At 60.3% G+C, this 20,616-nt stretch carries 18 protein-coding genes and 2 pseudogenes; 11 read left to right on the plus strand and 9 right to left on the minus strand.

The window, feature by feature from the left end; all coding sequences use genetic code 11:
• Window positions 1–344: 344 nt before the first annotated feature.
• Complete coding sequence (locus tag AAEZ05_RS02150; protein WP_045059036.1) at window positions 345–1,445, plus strand: polyamine ABC transporter substrate-binding protein; 1,101 nt, start codon at window positions 345–347, stop codon at window positions 1,443–1,445.
• Window positions 1,446–1,509: 64 nt separating this feature from the next.
• Here the strand turns inward: AAEZ05_RS02150 and AAEZ05_RS02155 are convergent, their stop codons facing one another.
• Window positions 1,510–3,681, minus strand: coding sequence for an ATP-binding protein (locus AAEZ05_RS02155; protein WP_350646496.1), 2,172 nt, complete (start codon window positions 3,679–3,681; stop codon window positions 1,510–1,512).
• A gap of 108 nt (window positions 3,682–3,789) precedes the next feature.
• Window positions 3,790–4,026: a hypothetical protein gene (locus tag AAEZ05_RS02160; RefSeq protein ID WP_045059038.1), complete on the minus strand. Its 237-nt coding sequence runs from the start codon at window positions 4,024–4,026 to the stop codon at window positions 3,790–3,792.
• A gap of 188 nt (window positions 4,027–4,214) precedes the next feature.
• Here AAEZ05_RS02160 and AAEZ05_RS02165 point away from each other — a divergent pair, with 188 nt between their 5' ends.
• Entirely contained in the window at window positions 4,215–4,556 is a 342-nt protein-coding gene (locus AAEZ05_RS02165; protein WP_045059039.1) for a YajG family lipoprotein, read from the plus strand.
• 87 nt (window positions 4,557–4,643) lie between these two features.
• Here AAEZ05_RS02165 and uraH read toward each other — a convergent pair whose 3' ends face one another.
• Both uraH and AAEZ05_RS02175 read right to left on the minus strand, forming a co-directional pair.
• Window positions 4,644–5,054, minus strand: coding sequence for a hydroxyisourate hydrolase (gene uraH / locus AAEZ05_RS02170; protein ID WP_045059040.1), 411 nt, complete (start codon window positions 5,052–5,054; stop codon window positions 4,644–4,646).
• Between the two features lie 10 nt (window positions 5,055–5,064).
• The gene (locus AAEZ05_RS02175; protein WP_236695851.1) at window positions 5,065–5,523 is read right to left on the minus strand and encodes a GlcG/HbpS family heme-binding protein; all 459 of its coding nucleotides are present in this window, start codon (window positions 5,521–5,523) and stop codon (window positions 5,065–5,067) included.
• 188 nt (window positions 5,524–5,711) lie between these two features.
• On the opposite strand from AAEZ05_RS02175, the gene AAEZ05_RS02180 reads away from it, so the two are divergent.
• Window positions 5,712–6,383, plus strand: coding sequence for a heavy metal response regulator transcription factor (locus AAEZ05_RS02180; RefSeq protein WP_350646497.1), 672 nt, complete (start codon window positions 5,712–5,714; stop codon window positions 6,381–6,383).
• Window positions 6,380–7,750 (plus strand): heavy metal sensor histidine kinase, encoded by a 1,371-nt coding sequence (locus tag AAEZ05_RS02185; RefSeq protein ID WP_045059043.1) that lies wholly within the window; start codon window positions 6,380–6,382, stop codon window positions 7,748–7,750. Before AAEZ05_RS02180 ends, AAEZ05_RS02185 begins: the two co-directional genes overlap by 4 nt.
• Before the next feature lie 23 nt (window positions 7,751–7,773).
• Here AAEZ05_RS02185 and proP read toward each other — a convergent pair.
• A pseudogene (gene proP, locus AAEZ05_RS02190) lies at window positions 7,774–8,976 on the minus strand (glycine betaine/L-proline transporter ProP); the annotation flags it as partial.
• A 101-nt stretch (window positions 8,977–9,077) separates the two neighbouring features.
• Here proP and AAEZ05_RS02195 point away from each other — a divergent pair.
• Window positions 9,078–9,305 (plus strand): hypothetical protein, encoded by a 228-nt coding sequence (locus AAEZ05_RS02195; RefSeq protein WP_045059044.1) that lies wholly within the window; start codon window positions 9,078–9,080, stop codon window positions 9,303–9,305.
• Window positions 9,306–9,702: 397 nt separating this feature from the next.
• On the opposite strand, the gene AAEZ05_RS02200 is transcribed toward AAEZ05_RS02195, so the two are convergent.
• The 3 genes from AAEZ05_RS02200 to AAEZ05_RS02210 form a co-directional block, all read right to left on the minus strand.
• On the minus strand, window positions 9,703–10,263 hold the full coding sequence (locus AAEZ05_RS02200; RefSeq protein WP_045059045.1) for a hypothetical protein: 561 nt from the start codon (window positions 10,261–10,263) through the stop codon (window positions 9,703–9,705).
• A gap of 83 nt (window positions 10,264–10,346) precedes the next feature.
• Window positions 10,347–12,473, minus strand: coding sequence for a TonB-dependent receptor family protein (locus AAEZ05_RS02205; RefSeq protein ID WP_045059046.1), 2,127 nt, complete (start codon window positions 12,471–12,473; stop codon window positions 10,347–10,349).
• Between the two features lie 141 nt (window positions 12,474–12,614).
• Window positions 12,615–13,064 carry a hypothetical protein gene (locus AAEZ05_RS02210; protein ID WP_045059047.1) on the minus strand — a complete coding sequence of 150 codons (450 nt, stop codon included), beginning with the start codon at window positions 13,062–13,064 and terminating at the stop codon, window positions 12,615–12,617.
• Window positions 13,065–13,383: 319 nt separating this feature from the next.
• Between AAEZ05_RS02210 and AAEZ05_RS02215 the strand changes: the two genes are divergently transcribed.
• Window positions 13,384–13,809, plus strand: coding sequence for a universal stress protein (locus tag AAEZ05_RS02215; protein WP_350646498.1), 426 nt, complete (start codon window positions 13,384–13,386; stop codon window positions 13,807–13,809).
• Between the two features lie 9 nt (window positions 13,810–13,818).
• Here AAEZ05_RS02215 and AAEZ05_RS02220 read toward each other — a convergent pair whose 3' ends face one another.
• Window positions 13,819–14,622, minus strand: a complete 804-nt coding sequence (locus tag AAEZ05_RS02220) for a helix-turn-helix transcriptional regulator (RefSeq protein ID WP_205892246.1) — start codon at window positions 14,620–14,622, stop codon at window positions 13,819–13,821.
• A 104-nt stretch (window positions 14,623–14,726) separates the two neighbouring features.
• Here AAEZ05_RS02220 and AAEZ05_RS02225 point away from each other — a divergent pair, with 104 nt between their 5' ends.
• The 5 genes and pseudogenes from AAEZ05_RS02225 to AAEZ05_RS02245 all read left to right on the plus strand — a co-directional run bounded on the left by AAEZ05_RS02225 (window position 14,727) and on the right by AAEZ05_RS02245 (window position 20,592).
• Window positions 14,727–15,683 (plus strand): threonine dehydratase, encoded by a 957-nt coding sequence (locus AAEZ05_RS02225; RefSeq protein WP_350646499.1) that lies wholly within the window; start codon window positions 14,727–14,729, stop codon window positions 15,681–15,683.
• A 182-nt stretch (window positions 15,684–15,865) separates the two neighbouring features.
• Window positions 15,866–16,141, plus strand: a pseudogene (locus AAEZ05_RS02230) (Nramp family divalent metal transporter); the annotation flags it as partial.
• A gap of 222 nt (window positions 16,142–16,363) precedes the next feature.
• Window positions 16,364–18,094: a PAS domain-containing sensor histidine kinase gene (locus tag AAEZ05_RS02235; RefSeq protein ID WP_350646500.1), complete on the plus strand. Its 1,731-nt coding sequence runs from the start codon at window positions 16,364–16,366 to the stop codon at window positions 18,092–18,094.
• Window positions 18,079–18,468, plus strand: a complete 390-nt coding sequence (locus AAEZ05_RS02240) for a response regulator (protein WP_350646501.1) — start codon at window positions 18,079–18,081, stop codon at window positions 18,466–18,468. Before AAEZ05_RS02235 ends, AAEZ05_RS02240 begins: the two co-directional genes overlap by 16 nt.
• A gap of 9 nt (window positions 18,469–18,477) precedes the next feature.
• Window positions 18,478–20,592, plus strand: coding sequence for an EAL domain-containing response regulator (locus AAEZ05_RS02245; protein ID WP_205892242.1), 2,115 nt, complete (start codon window positions 18,478–18,480; stop codon window positions 20,590–20,592).
• Window positions 20,593–20,616: the final 24 nt, after the last annotated feature.

Genomic DNA, 20,616 nt, shown 5'->3' on the forward strand with positions numbered 1-20,616 from the left:
GCTACGTTTTTCGCCCGTATTCATTGCACCTTCCTGATAAGAAGCCAGAAGGTGTAAACCTTATTCAGGACGAGACAACTCCAAATCTGAAGCCCGCTTAGAGCGGGCTTTTTCGTATAGCCTATAAAACCCTTCGACGTCCATTTGCGGACAAGTATTTTGGCCATTTCGATCCCCTTTTGGCCAATCGCCCACTGTGAACCGACCCTGCTGTCAGCAAGAATCGGTGGCAGTCGCCACGACGATCAGATTCCTGCTGCTCCTTGCCTTTGGCTATTTTTCAAGCCTGCTGCCGTGTACAGAACATAAAAACCATCGTACTGACGTCACACTTGGGGAAATCAATGCAAACGATGAAACGCATTCTCGGTGCAGGCCTGTGCGGGCTGACACTGCTGGCCGCCGCAGTACACGCCGAACAGCGCGAACTGAGAGTTTATAACTGGGCAGACTACATCCTGCCATCGGTGCCCAAGGACTTCGCCAAGGACACTGGCATCAAGGTGACCTGGGACACCTTCGACACCAACGAGTCACTGGAAGCCAAGCTGTTGACCGGTAACTCCGGCTACGACCTGGTAGTGCCGTCGAACCAGTTCATCGAAACCCAGATCAAGGCTGGCGTGTTCCAGAAACTCGATAAATCCAAGTTGCCGAACTGGAGCCATCAGGACCCGGAACTGCTCAAGCTGCTGAACAAGAACGATCCCGGCAATCTCTACGGCGTGCCCTATATGTACGGCACCGTGCTGATTGGCTTCAACCCGGCCAAGGTCAAGGCGGCACTTGGCGAGAATGCCCCGGTGGACAGCTGGGACCTGGTGTTCAAGCCCGAGAACATGGAGAAGCTCAAGGCCTGTGGCGTGGCCATGCTCGACTCACCTTCGGAAATCCTGCCGCTGGCCCTGCATTACCTTGGCCTGGATCCCAACAGCCAGAATCCCGATGACTACGAAAAAGCCAAGGCGTTGATGATGAAAATCCGCCCGTATGTCACCTACTTCAACTCCGCCAAATACATGACCGACATTGCCAACGGTGACATCTGCGTCGCCATTGGTTACTCCGGCAGCTTTTATCAATTCGGCAACCGCGCCAAGGAAGCGGGTAATGGCGTAGTAGTGGACTGGCGCCTTCCCAAGGAAGGCGCGCCGATCTGGTTCGATACCTTCGCCATTCCCAAAAGTGCGAAGAACGTCGAGGAGGCCCACGAGTTCCTCAATACCCTGCTGGACCCTAAAGTCATCGCCCCGATCAGTGATTTCCTCGGGTACCCCAACGCCAACAAGGATTCGATCGCGCTGATCAACAAGGACATTACCGGCAACCCGAACCTGACCCCGACCAGCGAAGCCCTGAAAACCCTTTACGTCGTGCAACCGCTGCCACAGAAACTTGAGCGGGTGCGTACTCGGGTGTGGACCAGTATCAAGTCCGACAAATAACCGCTCGCTCCACACCGTCGGCAAAACGACGGTGTGTGCGCAGCTTCGCTGGCCAGAGCGACAGCTATGTGCTGCCCAGGCCTGAATCGAGCAGCTCGCGCACCCGATGGCTCAGATCATTGAGGCTGAACGGCTTGGGCAATACCTGGGTAGACGCATCCATCGAGACCAGGCGCGAACCTGCGGCAAAACCGGTAATGAACAGCACATTGAGCGACGGGTATCGCCCCCTGAATTCCGCAGCCAGGCTGACTCCGTTCATCACGCCGGGCAAGCCGATATCCGTCAGCAACAGGTCCAGATGGTCGAGTTTTTCCGCCTGCTTGATGGCAGACACGCTGTCCACGGCTTCGATCACGCGATAGCCCATCTCGCTCAGAAACTCCGATACCATCTGCCGAATGGCTTTTTCGTCGTCCACCAGCAGGATGACTTCGTTGTGGGCTGCGGGCAGCGTGGAATGCGCTTCACCGGCTTTTTTTCGGCTATGCCCCGGCTGCGAATGGTCTACCGGGAAGTACATGGTGACGGTCGTACCTACACCGAGGCTGCTGTGGACTTTGATCTGGCCTCCGGATTGCTGGGTGAAGCCATAGATCATCGACAGGCCCAGGCCGGTGCCTTCACCTATTTTCTTGGTGGTGAAGAAAGGGTCGAAGATGCGCGAGAGGATATCCGGGCTGATACCGGTGCCCGAGTCGGTGACCGAAATGCTGACATAGGTACCCTGGGGCATGTTCCTGTCAAAGGACGCTGGCGCATCAATAGTGCAGCGATCAACCATCAAGCTCAGAGTGCCGCCGTCGGGCATCGCATCCCGCGCATTGATGGCGAGGTTGAGCAGGGCATTTTCCAGCTGGTTGAGGTCGCAGCGGATGCGGTCGCTCGCTCTGAACGAGCACTCGACGACAATGCTGGGCCCCACCGAACGCCTGATCATTTCTTCCAGGCCCGCGACGACGGTGCGCGGTTCGAGCAGCTCGGGCTCCAGTGATTGTTGTCTGGAAAACGCCAGCAGCCGCTGAGTCAGGGCGGCCGCCCTGGAGGCGGAAGTCATGGCGACTGAGTTGTTGCGGGTGAGCTGATTGTGCTGCCCGGCGTCGATGCGTCGCTGCATCAACTCAAGGCTGCCAATGATCCCGGCCAACAAGTTGTTGAAGTCGTGGGCGATGCCGCCAGTCAGCTGGCCGACTGCTTCCATTTTCTGACTTTGCCGAAGTTTGGATTCTGCCATGGCCCGCTCTTGCTGTTCGGCCTCAAGCTGCGCGGTGCGCTGGGCGATTCGGTCTTCCAGCAAATCGTTCCAGTCGCGCAACGCTGACTCAAGTTGCACCCGGTCATCGACGTTCTCCAGGGTGCCATACCATTGCTCGCTGTGCCCGCCAGCGTCGAGGCTGCACAATGCGCGCACCCTGAACCAGGGTAGCTCGCCATCGTGCTTGCGCAATCGGACGTGCAGATCGAAGGGTTCCAGGGTCGCCAGCGAATGATCCCAGCCTTGCGCCAGGGATTGGCGATCGTCAGGGTGGGCGGCTTGGGTCCACTCGCGACCCAGCGTTTGCGCCGGGTTCAGCCCGGTGTATTCGTGCCAGCGCTGATCGATGGAAATCAGCGCGCCTTGACTGTCGGCGCTCCAGGGCCACAACGGATTGAGCTCTGCGGCGATCCGGTAGTGCTTCTCGCTTTCGCGCAGTTTTTCTTCGGTGGAGCGCATGACCTGCAAGGCGTTGAAGCGTTTGAGGACCGCCCCCAGCAGATTGCTGTAGACCCGCAGGAAATCAATATCACTGTCGGTAAATTCGCGAGGGCAGCGGCTGTCGACTTCGAAAATCCCGAAGGGACGCTGATCGGTGGCCCCGTGTACCAGCACGTTGACGAACGCTTGCACGCCATTCCTGGTCTGGAAGTCGTGGTAGCGGAAGCGAGTTTCGGTGGCGACATTCACCGAGATCACCGGTAGATCAGTGTCCAGGGAGTAACGCTCCGGGCTGCCTTCACAGGCTTGCACCTGGACCTTGCCCACGACATCCGGCGTCCAGCCAATCCCGTTGCGCACCAGGAACGTGATGCCGTCTTCGCGCAACAACATGAACTTGGCCAGATTGGTTTCCAGCGCCTCACCCACCAGGCGACAGGCCTCGTCGAGGATGTGCTCAAGATCATCCGACACCAGGGCCAGCTCGCCAAATTCGGCAAGCACCTTGCGCTGGCGCAGTAGTGTGTCCTCGATGTCCATGGGTTTACCCGATCTGATTTTAATATCCGAGGGGTAGGGCGGCGGGTAGGTTCAACCGGTTTGATCGAAGGCTCGGGGTTTGCTCCCACAGCAAGGCAGCGGCCGAATCTACAGCCAGGTATCTGCCAGACGCCGGTCCAGCTCCTCCAGATCCGCCATGCCCAATACACGCGTGGTGTTCAGGCCGCGCAGGTAGCCGCGTAGCTGATTGGCAGTGTCCCGGGCCAGCTCCGGGCTCGGCGCGGGGTCGCTCAATAGCACGCTTTCGTACTGCACCAGATATTCGGCCACCCGTTCACGGTACTGGGGCAAGACGGCGTCGCGGATAAAGTCAAAAGTTCTCAAGTAGAGACCCTCATCGATCTTGTTAGATGGCGTGCCTGCCGGGACGGCGGGCAACTATTGCTAGAAGTAATAGTGAACATCACCAAAGGCAAGTTCTACTTTGCTGACAATACCCGGAAAATCACCACCATCGAACAGGGCGATGCCGTTCAACTGCTGAATCGCCCAATTTTTTCAGGATGAGATGGATGCGTGCTCTTTTTGTTTTTGCCATGGCGTATGCCTCGTTGCTGCTGGCCGGTTGTGCCTCCGCGCCGAACGATCCGACCATGACCTTGCAGACCAGCAAGACTCCGGCCCAGTACGCTGACTGCGTCGTACCGAAGTTGCAGGGCAGTGCGTTGCATCCGACCGTTTCCCAGACACAGCGCAGCTACCGGATCGTGGTGCCGAGCAAAATCTCGGCGGACAACGTGCTGGAAGCCTACAAGGCCGGCCACGGCGGCAAAGTGTTCATCTATGAGCGGCACTTGCTGGCGTCGAATTTACTGCCTTCCAGTTTTGAACGTGCAGCACAGGACTGCATCTAAGGTTTACTACAGAGCTCCTTTGGTTGGCCGCAACCAACCAATTTTTTAACCCCGCACCTCATTCGGTTGCGGGGTTTTTTTTGCGCTTTAGTTACCCCGGTAGGTCGAAAACCCGTAAGGACTGAGCAGCAGCGGGATGTGGTAGTGAGGAACGGTGCCATCCACCTCGAAAATCACCGGTACTTCCGGGAAGAAACTGGCCACCTTGTGCGCCTTGAACCACTCGCCGGTCTTGAAGGTGACGCGGTAGGTGCCTTTCTCCAGGTTCTGGCCTTCCGGATACAAACCGGTAACCCGCCCCTGTTCGTTGGTCGCGGCGCTGTTGAGCATGTCCCAGTTCTTGCCGTCCTGTTTTTCCAGCGTGACGTTGACCCCAGGGGAAGGCAGGCCATCCTGCAAGTTGAGTACGTGGACGCTCAGCGGGTTGGCTGCCGCTGATGCCAGGGTCGACAGGGCGCTCAATACGACGCCGGCGAAGAGAGATTTCAATACAGTCATGGTGATTTCCTTAGTGTTTAACGGCAGGGAGGACTTGGTTGATGGCAGCCAGTGCACAGCCTTCATCGAATGCAGCGCCACCGGCGCCGGCCACTCCGATGGCGCCGATCACCTGGCCCTCGAACTGTAATGGCACGCCCCCACCCAGCAGTAACAATTCACCCAAGGTGTTGAGGTTTTCTGCATCCGGGGTGCTGCGAGCTCGCTCGGCGAGAAGGCGGGTCGAGGTCTTGGTCGATAGCGCGGTGTAGGCTTTGCGTTGAGCGGCCAGCGTGTTGTGCGGGCCGACGTTGTCGTCGCGCTGCACGGCGACCAGGTTGCCGCCACGGTCGACGACGACGGCAACGGCCGTGCGGCCATCGGCGTGGCAGGCGCCCAGCGTGGCATTGAGCAAGTCATTGGCCAGCGCCAGCGTCACGTCCATCCGCGGCACTGGCGCCTGGGCGGCGTGGACGAATACAGGGCTCATGGCGAGTGTGATCAGCAATGAAGTCGATAGGCCGGTACGCATGCTTGTTCCTTGATCAGGGCGGGTTGAGTCATTGGTCGCCATGATGCCCGGCCCGTCCGCTCAGGATGATTGCCCGATCATTACCAATATGTAATGTGAGAACCACGCGAAGCGGGCTAGCCTATGCTCCAGTTCTGGAGGAAAAAATGCGTATCCTGGTGGTTGAAGACGAAGCAAAGACGGCGGATTACCTGCGCAAGGCCCTGACTGAGTCGGGCTATGTGGTCGAGATCGCCCTGAACGGGCTGGACGGCCAGCACCTGGCTCAGGAGAGCGAGTTCGACCTGATCATCCTCGACGTCATGTTGCCCGGCCTGGATGGCTGGCAATTGCTGCAGATCATCCGGCGCAAATGGCAAACCCCGGTACTGTTCCTGACGGCCCGGGATTCCGTGGACGATCGGGTCAAAGGGCTGGAACTGGGCGCTGACGATTACCTGGTCAAACCTTTCTCCTATGCCGAATTGCTGGCCCGGGTGCGCACCCTGCTGCGCCGCGGCCCGCCGCGTGAGGTCGAACATTTCGTGGTCGGCGACCTGAGCCTGGATCTGGTGCGGCGCAAGGTCACCCGCGGCGGGGAGCGCCTGATCCTGACCAACAAGGAGTTCGCCCTGCTGCACTTGCTGCTCAGTCGGGAAGGGGAGGTATTGTCCCGTTCGCTGATCGCCTCGCAGATCTGGCAGATGAACTTCGACAGCGACACCAACGTGGTCGACGTCGCGATCCGTCGATTGCGGGCGAAGGTGGATGATCCTTACCCGCTCAAGTTGATCCACACCGTGCGCGGTATTGGCTACATGCTCGAGGTGCAATCCTGAACCTGTTCCCGCGCGCCCTCAGCCTGCGCCTGGCGGTGATGTTCGCGCTCGTCAGCGCGCTGTTGCTGGGCGCGATCGGCTTTTACCTGTATCAGTCCCTCGAGCGGGAGATTGCCTGGCGCGATGACCAGGCCTTGCTCGGTCGCCTCGAGCGCATGCAGGCGTTGATCAACGACAGCGACAGCGTCGAGCAATTGCGCAGTCGGCCCAAGCTCTACGAGAACATGCTGGGCAATCGCGACAACCTGCTGTGGATCCTCGATGAAAGCGGCCAGGTGCTGATCGAAATCAACCCGGCCCAGATGAACCTGCCAAGGTTGCCAGCCACGCCCCAGGCGCTCGTTGCTGACGCAGATGCGTCAGAACCCGTGCGCCTTGCCTGGAAGGATGTCACCCAGGGCGACCGCCGTCTCACCCTGATCGCCGGCAAGTTGCTTGGTGAGCGAGAGCAGATGCTGGCGGCCTATCGATTCAAGCTCTGGCTGGCCATGTCGGTCGGTGCGCTGCTGGCTTTTGTGCTGGGCTGGTGGGTCAGCCAGCGTGGTTTGCGACCGGTGCGCCTGTTGGCCAGGCGCGCTGCCGGGATCGATGTGCAGCACCTGCATTTGCGCCTCGATGAGTTCAGTGAACTCAGTGAGCTGCAGGCGCTGAGCCATGCACTCAACCAGATGCTCGCACGACTGGAAGACGGCTTTGCCCAGCTGTCGCGTTTTTCCGAAGACCTGGCCCATGAGATGCGCACGCCGCTGAGCAACCTGATGGGCCATACCCAGCAGACCCTGCGGCACAGTCGTTCGATCGAGGATTACCAAAACCTGCTGGTATCCAATCAGGAAGAATACGAGCGTCTGGCGCGAATGATCGACAGCATGCTGTTTCTCGCCCGCACCGAGCAGTCCGACGCGGCGGTGAAAGCCGTTCAAATCGACTTGCACGAGCTGATCGAGCAGCTCTGTGATTACTTTGAAGGCGTGGCGCAGGAGCGCGAGGTAGGGCTGATCAACCAGGCCCATGATCAGTTGCTGGCCGACCCCGGCCTGGTGCGCAGGGCTCTGGCCAACCTGCTGGCCAATGCCCTGCGCTACGCGACGCCTGGCACGGCGGTGACGATCAGCAGCACCCTGCTGCAGGACCGCCTGGAGATTACGGTGCACAACCAGGGCGCGCCGATCGCTGCGGAACATCTGCCGAGATTGTTCGAACGGTTCTACCGGTGCGACCCGTCACGCAATCAGCCGGATGATTCCGGCGGGTTGGGCCTTGCCATCGTCCGCTCGATCATGCACCTGCATGACGGTTGGGTGAGCGTGGACAGTGACGAAACCGGTACGCGTTTTCGCCTGGGTTTTCCGCTCGCCGAGACTTGAGCGAATCACCCGGGACAGATGGGTTAATCAATTAGCGGATGCTGCTGCACCAGCCGCTCGCGCTTGGCTTGCAGCTCGGCGATTTCGGCATCGAGGTCCTCGATCTTCTGCTCGATGTTGTCATGATGCTCCTGCAGCAGCTCCCGTGCTTCCTCCAGGTCGGACGCCGCTGGCGCCGCACCGCGCAATGGTTTGTTGGCCGTTTCTTTCATCGTCACGCCGGTGACCAGGCCGACCACGGCGATCACCATCAGGTAATACGCCGGCACGTACAGGTCTTGTGTGCTTTCCACCAGCCAGGCGACGATAGCCGGCGTCAGGCCCGCTATCAGCACCGAGACGTTGAAGGCGCTCGCCAGCGCGCTGTAGCGGATGTGCGTAGGAAACATCGCCGGGAGGGTGGACGCCATTACCCCGATGAAGAAGTTCAGCAGAACCGCCAGCATCAGCAACCCGGAAAAAATCAGGCCGAGCTTGCCGCTGTTGATCAGCATGAACGCCGGAATAGCGAGGAAGAACAAGCCAACGCTGCCGCAGATGATGAAAGGACGACGACCAATCTTGTCGCTGACCAGCCCGATCAGCGGCTGCACGAACAGCGTGCCGACCATGATCGCGATGATGATCAACACACCGTGATTTTCGCTGTAGTGCAGGTTGTGCGTGAGGTAGCTCGGCATGTAGGTGAGCAGCATGTAGTAAGTGACGTTGGTCGCCGCGACCACGCCGATGCAGGTCAACAGGCTGCGCCAGTGCTTGGTGGCGACTTCCTTGAAAGACACCTTCGGCCCACGTGCCAGGCCGTCGCGATCGTCCTGTTCCAGCTGCTCTACATGCTGCTGGAACGCCGGAGTCTCTTCCAGCGCATGACGCAGATAGAGGCCGATCATGCCCAGGGGCAGGGCGAGGAAGAACGGCAGACGCCAGCCCCAGGCTTCGAACTGTTCTTCACCTATGATGGTGGAGATCAGCACGACCACCCCGGCACCGAGGACAAAACCGGCGATCGAGCCGAAGTCCAGCCAGCTGCCGAGGAAACCACGCTTGCGGTCAGGGGCGTATTCGGCGACGAAGATCGAGGCGCCGGTGTATTCCCCTCCAACCGAGAAGCCCTGCGCCATTTTGGCCAGCAGCAGGAGGATCGGCGCCCAGATGCCAATCGAGGCATAGGACGGGATCAGCCCGATGGCGAAGGTGCTCAGCGACATGATGACAATGGTGGCGGCCGCTCCCGCAAGGATCGTTGCCAAGCTGAAATTGTGCGAACTAAAAACTGACCAGGAGGTCAGGATGATCAGCAGCTCTTCTTTCATTCCGAGGATCGATCATGCGCAATTTCACGGTGCAATACCTGTTCAACGGCGAGCTCCGCTCCCACCTGTTCGAGCTCAAGCAGGAGCAGTTACCAGTGCATGAGGCCGCTCTGCATCTGTTGGAGTTACATTTTGGTGACGCGGAAAACGGCCTGATCATGCCCCCAGCTGACGCATCGCCGGAGGAAATTGTGCAACAAGCTGAGGTGGTAGGGTTAACGCAGATTAAGGTGCTCGATTGAGTGCAATCGCATTCCCCTTGGGAATGCACGCAACACGCGCCAACGAGTACGCCACGCAGAGCCGTATTGCGTTAGCCGGCTACGACGCTTGCTCGCGGGCAAGTCGAATCGTCGCACCGCCGCTCCCACAGGTGTTGTTGGTGTGCGCAGCAATTGTGTTGGGCGGAGATCACTGTGGGAGCCGGGCTTGCCCGCGACGGCGTCTGCACATTCGACATTGATGCGGCAAGGGGAAGACAATTGCTCCAGCAGGGGATTTGCGGTGTGGGTCAGAACGTTGTCTGACAGAGATTGCCGAACTGTTGCATCGGGAAGGGTTAGGCAAGGCACTTGGCGAGGCTTACTCCGCAGAACGACAAGCCCGGGGCGAGGCCTCTAAAGGCAGGCCACAGCGCGCTTAGTTGGACAGTGAAACCGCCAGGTCCAGCGCAGTGAAGGGCACGTAAATCAGGGTGATGAACGAATACGTTTTACGTGACCGGGCCAGGAATGCGCAGACCGGCAGGACGATCATGATCACATCCAGGACTCCCCACAGTGCAAGCGGCGAGGCCTTGAAAAACCACACGTTAACGCATAGCCCGAGCAGCAGGTAGGTCGACAGCGACAGCAGGGCGTAGCGGCCATCCTGCTCGAAGTAGAGGCGCAGGCCGTTCTGTTCGTCTTCGCTGCGGCTGGGAAGCAGCAGCGCAGCGGCCACAAACAACGATAACGCCAGCAGGACCAGCACCAGGAATTCGGGGAACGAAAAGGTCGTCTTGACCGCCGGCAGGGAGTTCACCGCCCACCAGAAATCCAGCTGGGTGGCGAACAGCATGATCGCCCAGACCAGGGGCACCCAGTCAGGTTTGGCGACCCGGCGAATGCGGAAAACAGTCAATGCACCCAGGAGCAGGCGGGTAACGGACAACCCCAGGATCATGGAGAGTACCGTGGCCACGATGGCGAAATTGCTCATCACCCCTCCTGTTCAGATTGCCAATCTGCGCAACACCGCAAAATTGTCGCAAGCGTAGACCACAACTCAGCGACGTGCAGGCCTCAGCGAAGGCTCCAAGACACCCCGGCGTACACACCCAGGCCTTCACCCGGCGTCGACCGCGCGGCATCCAGGCCCTTGTCGTCATAGCCCGGCGTGACCGTGGCGGCGTAGTGCTTGTTAGTCAGGTTGCGCAGGTCCAGCCAGGTCTGCCAGTCGTCCTTGGGCGAGTTGTAGCCCACCGTCGCACCGAACAGCGCATAGGGATCGGCGTAATAGCTGTTGGCGTAATCGACTGCCACCTTGGATACCCACTGGGTGTTCAGCCCGGCAAAAAATCCCTGGGGCCAGTCATAACGCAGTTCGCCCTGGTAGTAGTGCATTGGCAGGCCCGGCAGGCGGTTGTCGCCGAAGCGATCGTCGTCGCGGTAATGGAAGTCGCTGAAGGTATAGCTCTGGCGCAGGCTCAGTTGGCCGCCGTCGTCTCGGGACCAGAGGTTGCTCTGCAGGCCGGCTTCCACACCCTGATGCACGGTGGGGCTGGCGTTGAGTTCGTATGGCGTGGTGGCGTTGGCGTCCGGCAGCACCGAGAGCAACTCGTTATGCACCTGGGCGTAGTACCAGGCCAGGCTCCATTGACCCAGGCGACTGTCGCCGCGCCCGCCGAGTTCCAGGGTGGTGGCGGTCTGGTTTTGCAGCTTGACCGGATCACGTTGAGTGCCCGTGGCGGCGCCGCTGCCTGCCGGGAAGCGCTGGTTGGCGCTGTAGATCAGCGACCAGGGATGCGGCCCTTCAACGGATCGGCTGAGGTTGCCAAACAGTTGCAGGTCCGGGTTCACCTGATAGCGCAGGCCCAGGCGCGGGGCGTAGTCCCAGTCATTGAGACTGGTCTTGCCGCCGCCGTCCGGGTAGGTCACGGCGCTTTCGCGCCGTGTGTAGATGGCGGCGAGGCCGGTGGTCAGCCACAGGTCGTCGGCGATCTGCAGATCGTTGCCTGCGTGCAATACCGTGTCCGAGCCCTGATAGGTGAAATTACGCATGGCGGTGCCCGGGGCGTACCCGGCGGTGTTGCCGGTGGGGATGCGCACCGATTCACTGGCGCCGGCGTTGGGCAGGTGCCTGGTCACTCGCAGGCCGACATTGCTCTGGCTTTCCAGGCCCCACAGGGTATCGCGACGCTTGTAGTCGAAGGTGCCGCTGACATCCGAATACGCTACCTTCAGGCGGTTGGGGCCTTCGCGCAGGTCCATCGGATAGTCGTGATAGGCCAGCCCGGTCTGGATGCTCGAATCGTCATCGATGAACCAGGTGGTCTTGTTGCCGATGAACGTGCTGCCCGGCTGATCGCGGCTGTCGTCCCGTGCGACATAGGCCGGGTTGGCGGCCCGTGCGTCGTGCTCGATGGAGTGCTTGGTCACGCGCCCGGCCAGATCGTTGTCGGTCTGGCGGTGGCGCAGATAGAAGCGCGTTTCCAGGTTCGGGTTGAAGCGATAACCGAAGTTGGCGATCAGCCCCTGGCTTTTGCTGGCGGCGTGATCCTGATACCCGTCGGCGCTCGCGTCGGTCACCGCCACGTAGTAATCGAATGCCCCCAGCACCTGCCCGGAACTGATCTGGCGCTGCTGATAGCCGTGACTGCCTACCGCATAGCGCACCTGCAACCGCGCCGCGTCGTAGCCCGTGTGGCTGATATAGTCGATGGCCCCACCCAGGGCCAGTGCACCGCGGTCAAACCCGTTGGCACCGCGCAACACTTCCACATGATCGAGCCAAAGCGGTTCCAGCAACTCATAGGGCGTGCCCCCCGGCCCCGTCAGCGGCAGGCCGTCGAGCATGGCGTACAGACCCGAGGCATGGGCGCCGGGCGCACGGTTGATTCCGGAGCCACGGATCGAAATCTTCACCCCTTCATTGCCCGCAGACTGCGCATAGACGCCCGGCTGATAGGCCAGCACATCCTGGTTGCTGGCAACTCGACCCTGCAGCGCACGGCGCATGTCGACCACGTTAGTGCCGCCAGGCACCTGGGAAAGCCGCTCGCTGGCTTCCTCGATGGACGAGTCTGCGGTGCCTTGTCCGTCAGCTTCGATCAGCACCTGCCCCAACTCCATGCCCTGTGCCGCAGCGATGGCCGGACAGACGAGAGCCAGGCCCAGCAGGGCTGCCGGGAAGGAATGGGGCGAGGGCATGGGGAACTCCGGGTGAATGGCGCGGGCAGTGAGAAGTGCGACGCAGGAAACACCGAAGGGAGCACATTACTGCCGAAAAACTAATGCTCCAGGCTACATGCTTGCACTGCAAAGCCCTCATGACGCGTCACATGCCCATGACTAATTCACCGAGCCTGCTCGCTTGATATCACCGCAAAAAATATCGAGATTGCCGCTGTCCGGGGCAGTTCGCACGACGACCGAGTGCTCACTGGCAAGCAACACGGGCAGTTCCACTGGCGCACTTCTTGAGAATACCCAGCCGCGAATGGCCTGGCGTTCGGTGCCGACCTGGTCGTTCATTTCGTAGGCAACGGGGCCGGGCTGCTGGCAGCTGCCCTTGTTGATGAAGGTATACAGCCGCAGCGGCAGGGAGGCGCCGTCGGGAACGCCACTGATGATGAAGTTGAATCCGGTTTTCTTGCCCCAGTTGGCCAGGGTTACATTGCCGATTTGCCCGGTGTTATGCCGGGTGGCCTGGAGTGGCACGGACACTCCTTTCTGGGCTGGAGTGGTGCAACCGACCAGGGTGACGGTGATCAGCAATGCCAATGAGTTTTTGAGTTTCATTTCGAATCTCCAGAGTGGAAAAACTGCACTGGTAGATTAGTAGGTTTGCCGCTGTCGAATCTGCTGATTAGCGGGTTTGATTCTAACGTGGCGAAACGCAACTTATCGTTTCGCGGCGACAGGTTTTGGGGCCGCTTTGCGAACCAGCGCGAGCAAGTTCGCTCGGCACGGGGTTGGTGGTGCCCCATACCTGGAGTGAGCTGATTGCTGCGTTGTGTGCACTCATACAGTGCTCACAAGTCAGTTATCGGAGAATTTGACGGTTGCTAGACTTCGCAGCTCTTCAGCCTTCTTATCCAGCATTCAAACGGGATCAATGATGTTCAGTGAAATCCTGGTGGCTATCAATGGCAACGCCCAGAGCGACAAGGTCCTGGAGTTGGCCATGAGAGTGGCCCATGACGCCACGCGTGTGCATGTCGTGAGCGTAATCGCGTACGAATTCAGCGCACCGGATCTTGAGTCCCGGCAAGCATCGCCCGCCTCGTGGGCAGAGCAGTTGCACTGCGAAGAAATTGTCGAAAAGGCCCGGCTGTTTCTTCAGGCTCGGCACATCAAATGCACGGCCACCGTCATTGCCGGCGACCCGGAGGATGCCATCTGCAACCACGCCCGGGAGCAGGGGTGCGATCTGATTGTGATGGGGCATCACCACATGTCGACGTTTGAGCGGCTGGTGGGCAACTCGGTGGCGTATGAGGTTTTGCAGAATGCTCCCTGCCCGATTCTGATTGAGGCGGGGTGAGTGGTGTTGTCATTTGCCACTGCGCAACTGCCCCGGACTCGCCCCCAGCCGTTGTCGGAACAGCGTCGCCATATGTGCCTGGGAATTGAAGCCGCAGATGAGGGCGATCTCGGCCAGGCTGGCGCTTGAGTCGCGCAGCAGGGCGCGGGCCTTGGCCACGCGCCGGTCGATCAGGTAGCTGTGCGGGCTTTTACCGGTAGCCTGTTTGAACGCCCGCATGAAAAACCCTTCCGACAGTTCAAAAAGGCCGGCCATCGCCAGCACACTCAGCGGCCCCTCAAGGCCCGCATCGATGAACTCATCCAGCAGGCGCAGGCGGTTGGCCGTAAGGGAGCCTGTCGGTTGCGCAGGTGATGCGATGTGCGCCGTTGCCCGCTCAGCCAGGGCCAGTGCCCAGGCCTGCCAATCGTCATCCACGGCGGCGTGCAGCATTGCGTTGCGCATGCGCAGCGCCAGGCGGATCGCTTGCGGATCGATACGATTATTAAAAGCATGATCGCCGGGCAATTCCAGGCCATCGGTGCGCACCACCCGCAGGTATTCACCGCCCTGCGAGGACTCGGACAACACATCGCAACCGGCCGGGACAAACGCCAGGCCGTTGGGAGTGGCGAGGAAGGGCCGTACCCGGTCGTTGCCGATGGCGTGCACGCCGCGCTGGCTGTCAAAGGCGAAGCCAATGGCGGCCTGGCTTGCTACGTAACGGGTCGTGTAGGGAGCGGCGGGCAACAACTCAATCGCCCACGGCCCGGCGTCGACCCGGCGCACCGGTTCGGTCATGAGCGTTGAGGGCTGGCGATTTCGCGGGTTCATGCCCGCATAGTAGTGAAGATGGGGCAAAAAAGTCAGGTCGGTTTTCTGAAAGCCGACGTAGCGCCTGCGCACCTAGACTGGGCAAAACCTCAAGGAGACGGACCATGCACACATTGACTCGCGACGACATCGAACACGCCGCCCGCCTGGTGTACCAGGTCATGCCCGCCACGGCTCAGTACGCCTGGCCGTTGCTGGCAGAACGGTTGGGCTGCACGGTGTGGGTCAAGCATGAAAACCACACCCCCACGGGCGCCTTCAAGGTACGCGGCGGCATTACCTTCATGCACTGGCTCAAGCGCACCCACCCCGGCGTGAAGGGCATCGTCACCGCGACTCGCGGCAACCATGGCCAGAGCCTGGCGGTGGCTGCCAGTGCCGTGGGCTTGCGCGCGTTGATCGTGGTGCCCGAAGGCAACTCGGTGGAGAAGAACAACGCCATGCGTGGCTTCGGGGGAGAGGTGGTCGAGTGCGGCCGCGATTTCGATGACGCCCGGGTCGAGGCTGCTCGCCTGGCGCAGGCGCATGACCTGTTGCTGGTGCCACCGTTCCACACCGAACTGGTCAAGGGCGTGGCCACCTATGCCCTGGAACTGTTCACTGCGGTGCCCGACCTCGACACCGTCTATGTGCCGATCGGCTGCGGTTCGGGGATCTGCGGGGTGATCGCCGCGCGCGACGCGCTGGGCCTCAAGACCCAGGTGGTGGGAGTGGTGTCGACGGAGGCTGACGCCGCCAGGTTATCGTTTGAGGCGGGAGAGATCTGTGAAACCCCCTCGGCGAATACCTTTGCCGATGGCTTGGCGGTGCGCAAGCCGATTCCCGAGGCATTTGCCATCTACAGTGCGGGCGCGTCGCGAATTGTCGCGGTTAGCGACGGGCAGATCGCCGAAGCGATGCGCATGTATTACACCGATACCCACAACCTTGCAGAAGGCGCGGGCGCTTCGGCGCTGGCGGCCCTGGTACAGGAGCGTGAAACAATGGCGGGCAGGAAAGTCGGAGTGATCCTGTCGGGGGGTAACGTCGATCGTGGGGTATATGCACAGGTGATCCAATAAGCGGACTGGCAATTAATTGTTCGGGTAAAGACTGAAACCGAGCACAGCGGCCGGGGACACGGGTCACCGGGCCCGGCCGTCAATATGGAAACATCTGCCACACTCTCCCCGACCAGCCATTGTTATGTTCCCTGGCAGTGGTGCTGGTGGTGTGGCTGCTGGTCGGTCGCAACATCTACTCTGTGTTCTTCATCGGCGTATTTGCCACGCTGTTCGCCAGCATCTCCGGCAAAACCGCCGCCTTCTCGATGCTCATTACCGATGCCTTCCAGCACGTGCTGCCCAAGCGTCGCGACAAGTACGGCAAAGAGTTTCACCATGATCCGATGCACAAGTGGTTCATGCTGTTCATACTCGTGACTCCGCTGGTCTGGTCGGTACCGGGCATGCCGGACTTTGCGACCGGCCTGGCCCTGTGGGTCGCGTTCCAGCTGGGCGTTGACCTGTTCAGCCTGTAGCAGCTGCAACCGTCGAGGGGCCCCATGGCCCCTCGGTGTTGGGTGTGCGGTTGATGGATTTGTTCATCGCTGAAAGCCTCACGAAAGTTTCCTGGCGCACCTTCGAGCCGAGCTCTGCTATCGTATGAAAACCTCTAATCGCCCCTTCGGGCGATTTTCCGTAAGCACGCTTTACGGCACCGTCATCACGGTCAGGTTTGCGAGTTAACGGAAAACCATTTCATGGAAAACCCGCCGGTAGATCGTCCACCCTCCGAACCCCAGTCTCGCGCCGAGAAGATTGTCGAGTTTCGAAGGCAGAAAAGCCTGCTCAAGACCGGTGCCCTGCAAGACGCGATTTTCAACAGCGCTTATTTCTCCAGCATCGCTACCGACGAAAAAGGCGTGATCCAGATCTTCAACGTGGGTGCCGAGCGCATGCTTGGGTACCTGTCAGAGGATGTGGTCGACAAGATCACTCCGGCGGACATTTCCGACCCTGCCGAGCTGATCACCCGCGCCGCAGCCCTCAGCCTGGAACTCAAGACCGAAATCACGCCGGGCTTCGACGCGCTGGTATTCAAGGCTTCCCGGGGCATCGAAGATATTTATGAGCTGACCTACATCCGCAAGGACGGCAGCCGCCTCTCGGCAATGGTCTCGGTGACTTCATTGCGCGACAGCGCCGAAGTCATCATCGGTTACCTGTTGATCGGTACTGACAACACCGCACGCAAGCAGGAAGAAGCCACCCAGGCCTTGCTCGATCAGCGCCTGCGCGACCAGCAGTTCTATACCCGCTCGCTGATCGAGTCGAACATCGATGCGCTGATGATGACCAATCCCCAGGGGATCATCTCCGACGTCAACAAGCAGATGATGGCGCTGACCGGGCGCACCCGGGACGAGTTGATCGGTGCACCGTGTCGCAACTTCTTCACCGACCCTGCACGAGCCGATGCGGCCATCAAGCGCGTGCTAAGCGAAAACAAGGTCAGCGACTATGAACTGACGGTGCGGGCCTACGACGGCACCGAAACCGTGGTGTCCTATAACGCGGCGACCTTCCACGACCGCGATCGCAAGCTGCAGGGGGTATTTGCCGCCGCCCGGGACGTCACCGAGCGCAAGCGCTTCGAGCGCACGCTGGAAGAGAAAAACGTCGAACTCGAACATGCCAGCCTGATGAAGTCGGAGTTCCTGGCGACCATGTCCCACGAACTGCGCACTCCGTTGAACGCCGTGATCGGTTTTTCCGAAGCGCTCAAGGACGGCATGGTGGGTGACATGACCGACACCCAGCGCGAGTACATCAGCGACATCTTTACCAGCGGCCAGCACCTGCTGTCGCTGATCAATGACATTCTCGACCTGTCCAAGGTCGAAGCCGGGATGATGGCCCTGGAGCTCGAACCCGTCGAGCTGCAAGGCCTGCTGAGCAACAGTTTGCTGATCGTGCGCGAAAAGGCGGCCCTGCAACGTATTCAGCTGAAACTGGAAACCGACGACGACCTGGGCACCTTCGAGCTGGACCTGCGCAAGACCAAGCAGATCGTCTACAACCTGCTGGCCAACGCGGTGAAGTTCAGCACCGCTGAAGGCGTGGTCACGCTGGCGGTCAAGCAGGTTACGCGCGAACAGGTCGGGATCATTGAAGGCGACTGGCCCGTGCATGGCTTTGAGGTGCCGTCCAGCGAGCATGAGCAGTTTCTGCAACTGAGTGTCAGCGATACCGGCATTGGTATCGCCCAGGCGGACATGGACAAGCTGTTCAAGGCCTTCAGCCAGATCGACAGCAGCCTGGCCCGTAAATTCGAGGGCACTGGCCTGGGCCTGGCGATGGTCAAGCAATTGACCGAGCTGCAGGGTGGCAGTGTCGCGGTTGCCAGCCGCGAAGGGGCAGGGGCCCGTTTCGTGGCCTGGTTGCCCATCCGTGGAACAACAATTGTGGAGGCGCCGTGGCTGAAATCCTGATCGTCGAAGACAACGCCGCCAATATGCGCCTGGCCCGGTTGCTGCTCACCAGTGCCGGTCACAGCGTCATTTGCGCGGCTGATGCGGAAACCGGCCTGCAGCTGGCACGCGAACGGCAGCCTGCGCTCATCCTGATGGATATCCAGCTGCCGGGCATGGATGGCCTCAAGGCCACCTCGCTGCTCAAGAAGGACGCGGCGACGGCGGCCATTCCGGTGGTGGCGCTCACCGCCATGGCCATGAAGGAAGACGAGGAAAAGACCCGCCTGGCGGGTTGCAATGCGTACATTATCAAACCACTACGTTACAAGGAGCTCTACCGGGTCATCGACACGTTGCTGCAAAACACTCTGCCTCAACAGCCCTCTACCTGAGCTCTCTCCATGTCCGACACTGCCGCAACCCTGTTGATCGTCGACGATGAAACCCATGTGCGCAAACTGCTGCAGATCCTGCTGCAGAATCAGGGTTATCAGACACAAACCGCCAGTTCGGGGGAAGAGGCCCTCGCGATGATTGCGCAACAGCCGCCCGACCTGATCCTGCTCGATATCATGATGCCGGGCATGGACGGCTACGAAGTCGCCCGCCACCTGAAAACCGACAAGGCCACCTCGAACATTCCGATCATCATGCTCTCGGCTTTGGGGGAGCACAGTGCGCGTATATCGGGCCTGGAGGCGGGGGCTGAAGACTTTCTCAGCAAGCCGGTGGAAAGTGCCGAATTGTGGCTGCGGGTGCGCAACCTGCTGCGGCTCAAGGCGTTCGGCGACTACCTCAAAAGCCACAGCCTGATGCTCGAAGAGCAGCTGCAGCAGCGCACCATCGACCTGGAGCGCTTTCGCTCGGCGATGGATGCCTCGGGGGACGCGATTTTCCTGGTCAACCGCAGCAGCATGCAGCTGATCGAATTCAACCGGCGGGCTTGCCAGGTGCTGGGTTACACCCCTGAAGAGCTCCTGCGCATGACACCTGCGGACCTCGGCGATCAAACCATTGAAGAGCTCAAGGGCTTGTATGACCAGATCATCGCCGGCACAGGGCCGAACGAGCCTGCAGAGTCGCGCATCCGTTGCAAGGACGGCAGTTACCTGGAGGTGGAAGTCCATCGCCAGGCCTACAAGACCGGCGACGACTGGATCATTGTCGGTATCGCGCGCGACATTACCCAGCGCAAGGAAAACGACCAGCGCATGCTGCAAATGGCCCACTACGACACCTTGACCGGCCTGCCCAACCGCAATCTGTTTTTTACCACACTGGAGATGGGGCTCACCCAGGCGGTGCTCAGCGATTGGCAGTTGGCCGTGGTGACGGTTGATCTGGACGATTTCAACAACGTCAATGAAACCTGGGGCCACCTGCTTGGTGACCAGATGCTGGCTGAGCTGGCTCAGCGCCTGACTGGCTGCCTCAACGTCAGCGATACCTTGGGGCGCTTGCACGGTGACGAATTCGCCCTGATCCTTATGCTCCGCCAGGGCCAGGCGGACCCGCTGCAAACCGTCGAGCGCATCCGTGAAGTGCTGCGCCTGCCGTTTCAGCTCGACGGCCAGGACACGTCGATGACCGCCAGTATCGGTATTTCCCTGTACCCCAACGACGCCGCCGATGCCCAGAGTCTGATCAAGCAGGCCAACACCGCCAGGCACCGGGCGAAGAAGATCGGCCGCGATACCTACCGGTTTTATACCGCGCAAATGAACGTGGAAGCCTCGGCGCGCCAGGAGATGGAAAACGCCCTGCGCGAAGCCGTGCAACAGCAGGCGTTCGAACTGTTCTACCAGCCCAAGATCGACCTGGAAGACGGCGCGGTGTGCGGGCTTGAAGCCCTGTTGCGCTGGCCGCGGCCGGGGCAGGCCAATGTGTCCCCTGCGGTGTTCGTACCTATCCTGGAAAGCATGGGGCTGATTACCGAGGTGGGTAACTGGGTGATCACCCGGGTCTGTCAGAAAATGGCCGAGTGGCAACGTGCCGGGCAGGGGCCGTTGCAGGTGGCTGTCAACGTGTCCGGCCAGCAGATCATCGAGGGCGACCTGATCGCCAGCATCCGCCAGGCCCTGATCGACAACCAGATTGAACCACGCTGGCTGGAAATCGAACTGACCGAAAGCTCGCTGATGGAAAATACCGCCCACACCATCGCCAGCCTGCAAACGCTCAAACAACTTGGGGTCAAGGTTTCCATCGACGACTTTGGCACCGGTTATTCCAGCCTGGCTTACCTGCGGCGATTCCCGATCGACAAACTGAAGATCGACATCGCCTTCATCCGCGAGGTGACCAGCAACCCCCAGGACGCCGCGATTGCCCGGACCATTATCGAGCTGGCTCACAGCCTTGATCTGCAGGTCATCGCCGAGGGGGTAGAGACCCCCGAGCAGCTGGCATTCCTCACGGAAAACGGTTGTGACCAGGTGCAGGGTTACCTGTTCAGCCGGCCCTTGCCGGTCCCGGAGCTGGAGGTGTTCCTGCGCGAGCAGCAGGCATCCACCTGAGTAAAATGATACTCAACATAAAAA

The sequence above is a fragment of the Pseudomonas sp. HY13-MNA-CIBAN-0226 genome (assembly GCF_040310305.1).
GTDB lineage: Bacteria > Pseudomonadota > Gammaproteobacteria > Pseudomonadales > Pseudomonadaceae > Aquipseudomonas > Aquipseudomonas gregormendelii.

Bases quoted from the DNA above. Each gene is read 5' to 3' on its own strand.
- AAEZ05_RS02150 (WP_045059036.1), top strand. From the start codon at position 345: ATGCAAACGATGAAACGCATTCTCGGTGCAGGCCTGTGCGGGCTGACA.
- AAEZ05_RS02155 (WP_350646496.1), bottom strand. From the start codon at position 3,681: ATGGACATCGAGGACACACTACTGCGCCAGCGCAAGGTGCTTGCCGAA.
- AAEZ05_RS02165 (WP_045059039.1), top strand. From the start codon at position 4,215: ATGCGTGCTCTTTTTGTTTTTGCCATGGCGTATGCCTCGTTGCTGCTG.
- uraH (WP_045059040.1), bottom strand. From the start codon at position 5,054: ATGACTGTATTGAAATCTCTCTTCGCCGGCGTCGTATTGAGCGCCCTG.
- AAEZ05_RS02175 (WP_236695851.1), bottom strand. From the start codon at position 5,523: ATGAGCCCTGTATTCGTCCACGCCGCCCAGGCGCCAGTGCCGCGGATG.
- AAEZ05_RS02180 (WP_350646497.1), top strand. From the start codon at position 5,712: ATGCGTATCCTGGTGGTTGAAGACGAAGCAAAGACGGCGGATTACCTG.
- AAEZ05_RS02195 (WP_045059044.1), top strand. From the start codon at position 9,078: ATGCGCAATTTCACGGTGCAATACCTGTTCAACGGCGAGCTCCGCTCC.
- AAEZ05_RS02200 (WP_045059045.1), bottom strand. From the start codon at position 10,263: ATGAGCAATTTCGCCATCGTGGCCACGGTACTCTCCATGATCCTGGGG.
- AAEZ05_RS02205 (WP_045059046.1), bottom strand. From the start codon at position 12,473: ATGCCCTCGCCCCATTCCTTCCCGGCAGCCCTGCTGGGCCTGGCTCTC.
- AAEZ05_RS02210 (WP_045059047.1), bottom strand. From the start codon at position 13,064: ATGAAACTCAAAAACTCATTGGCATTGCTGATCACCGTCACCCTGGTC.
- AAEZ05_RS02215 (WP_350646498.1), top strand. From the start codon at position 13,384: ATGTTCAGTGAAATCCTGGTGGCTATCAATGGCAACGCCCAGAGCGAC.
- AAEZ05_RS02220 (WP_205892246.1), bottom strand. From the start codon at position 14,622: ATGAACCCGCGAAATCGCCAGCCCTCAACGCTCATGACCGAACCGGTG.
- AAEZ05_RS02225 (WP_350646499.1), top strand. From the start codon at position 14,727: ATGCACACATTGACTCGCGACGACATCGAACACGCCGCCCGCCTGGTG.
- AAEZ05_RS02235 (WP_350646500.1), top strand. From the start codon at position 16,364: ATGGAAAACCCGCCGGTAGATCGTCCACCCTCCGAACCCCAGTCTCGC.
- AAEZ05_RS02245 (WP_205892242.1), top strand. From the start codon at position 18,478: ATGTCCGACACTGCCGCAACCCTGTTGATCGTCGACGATGAAACCCAT.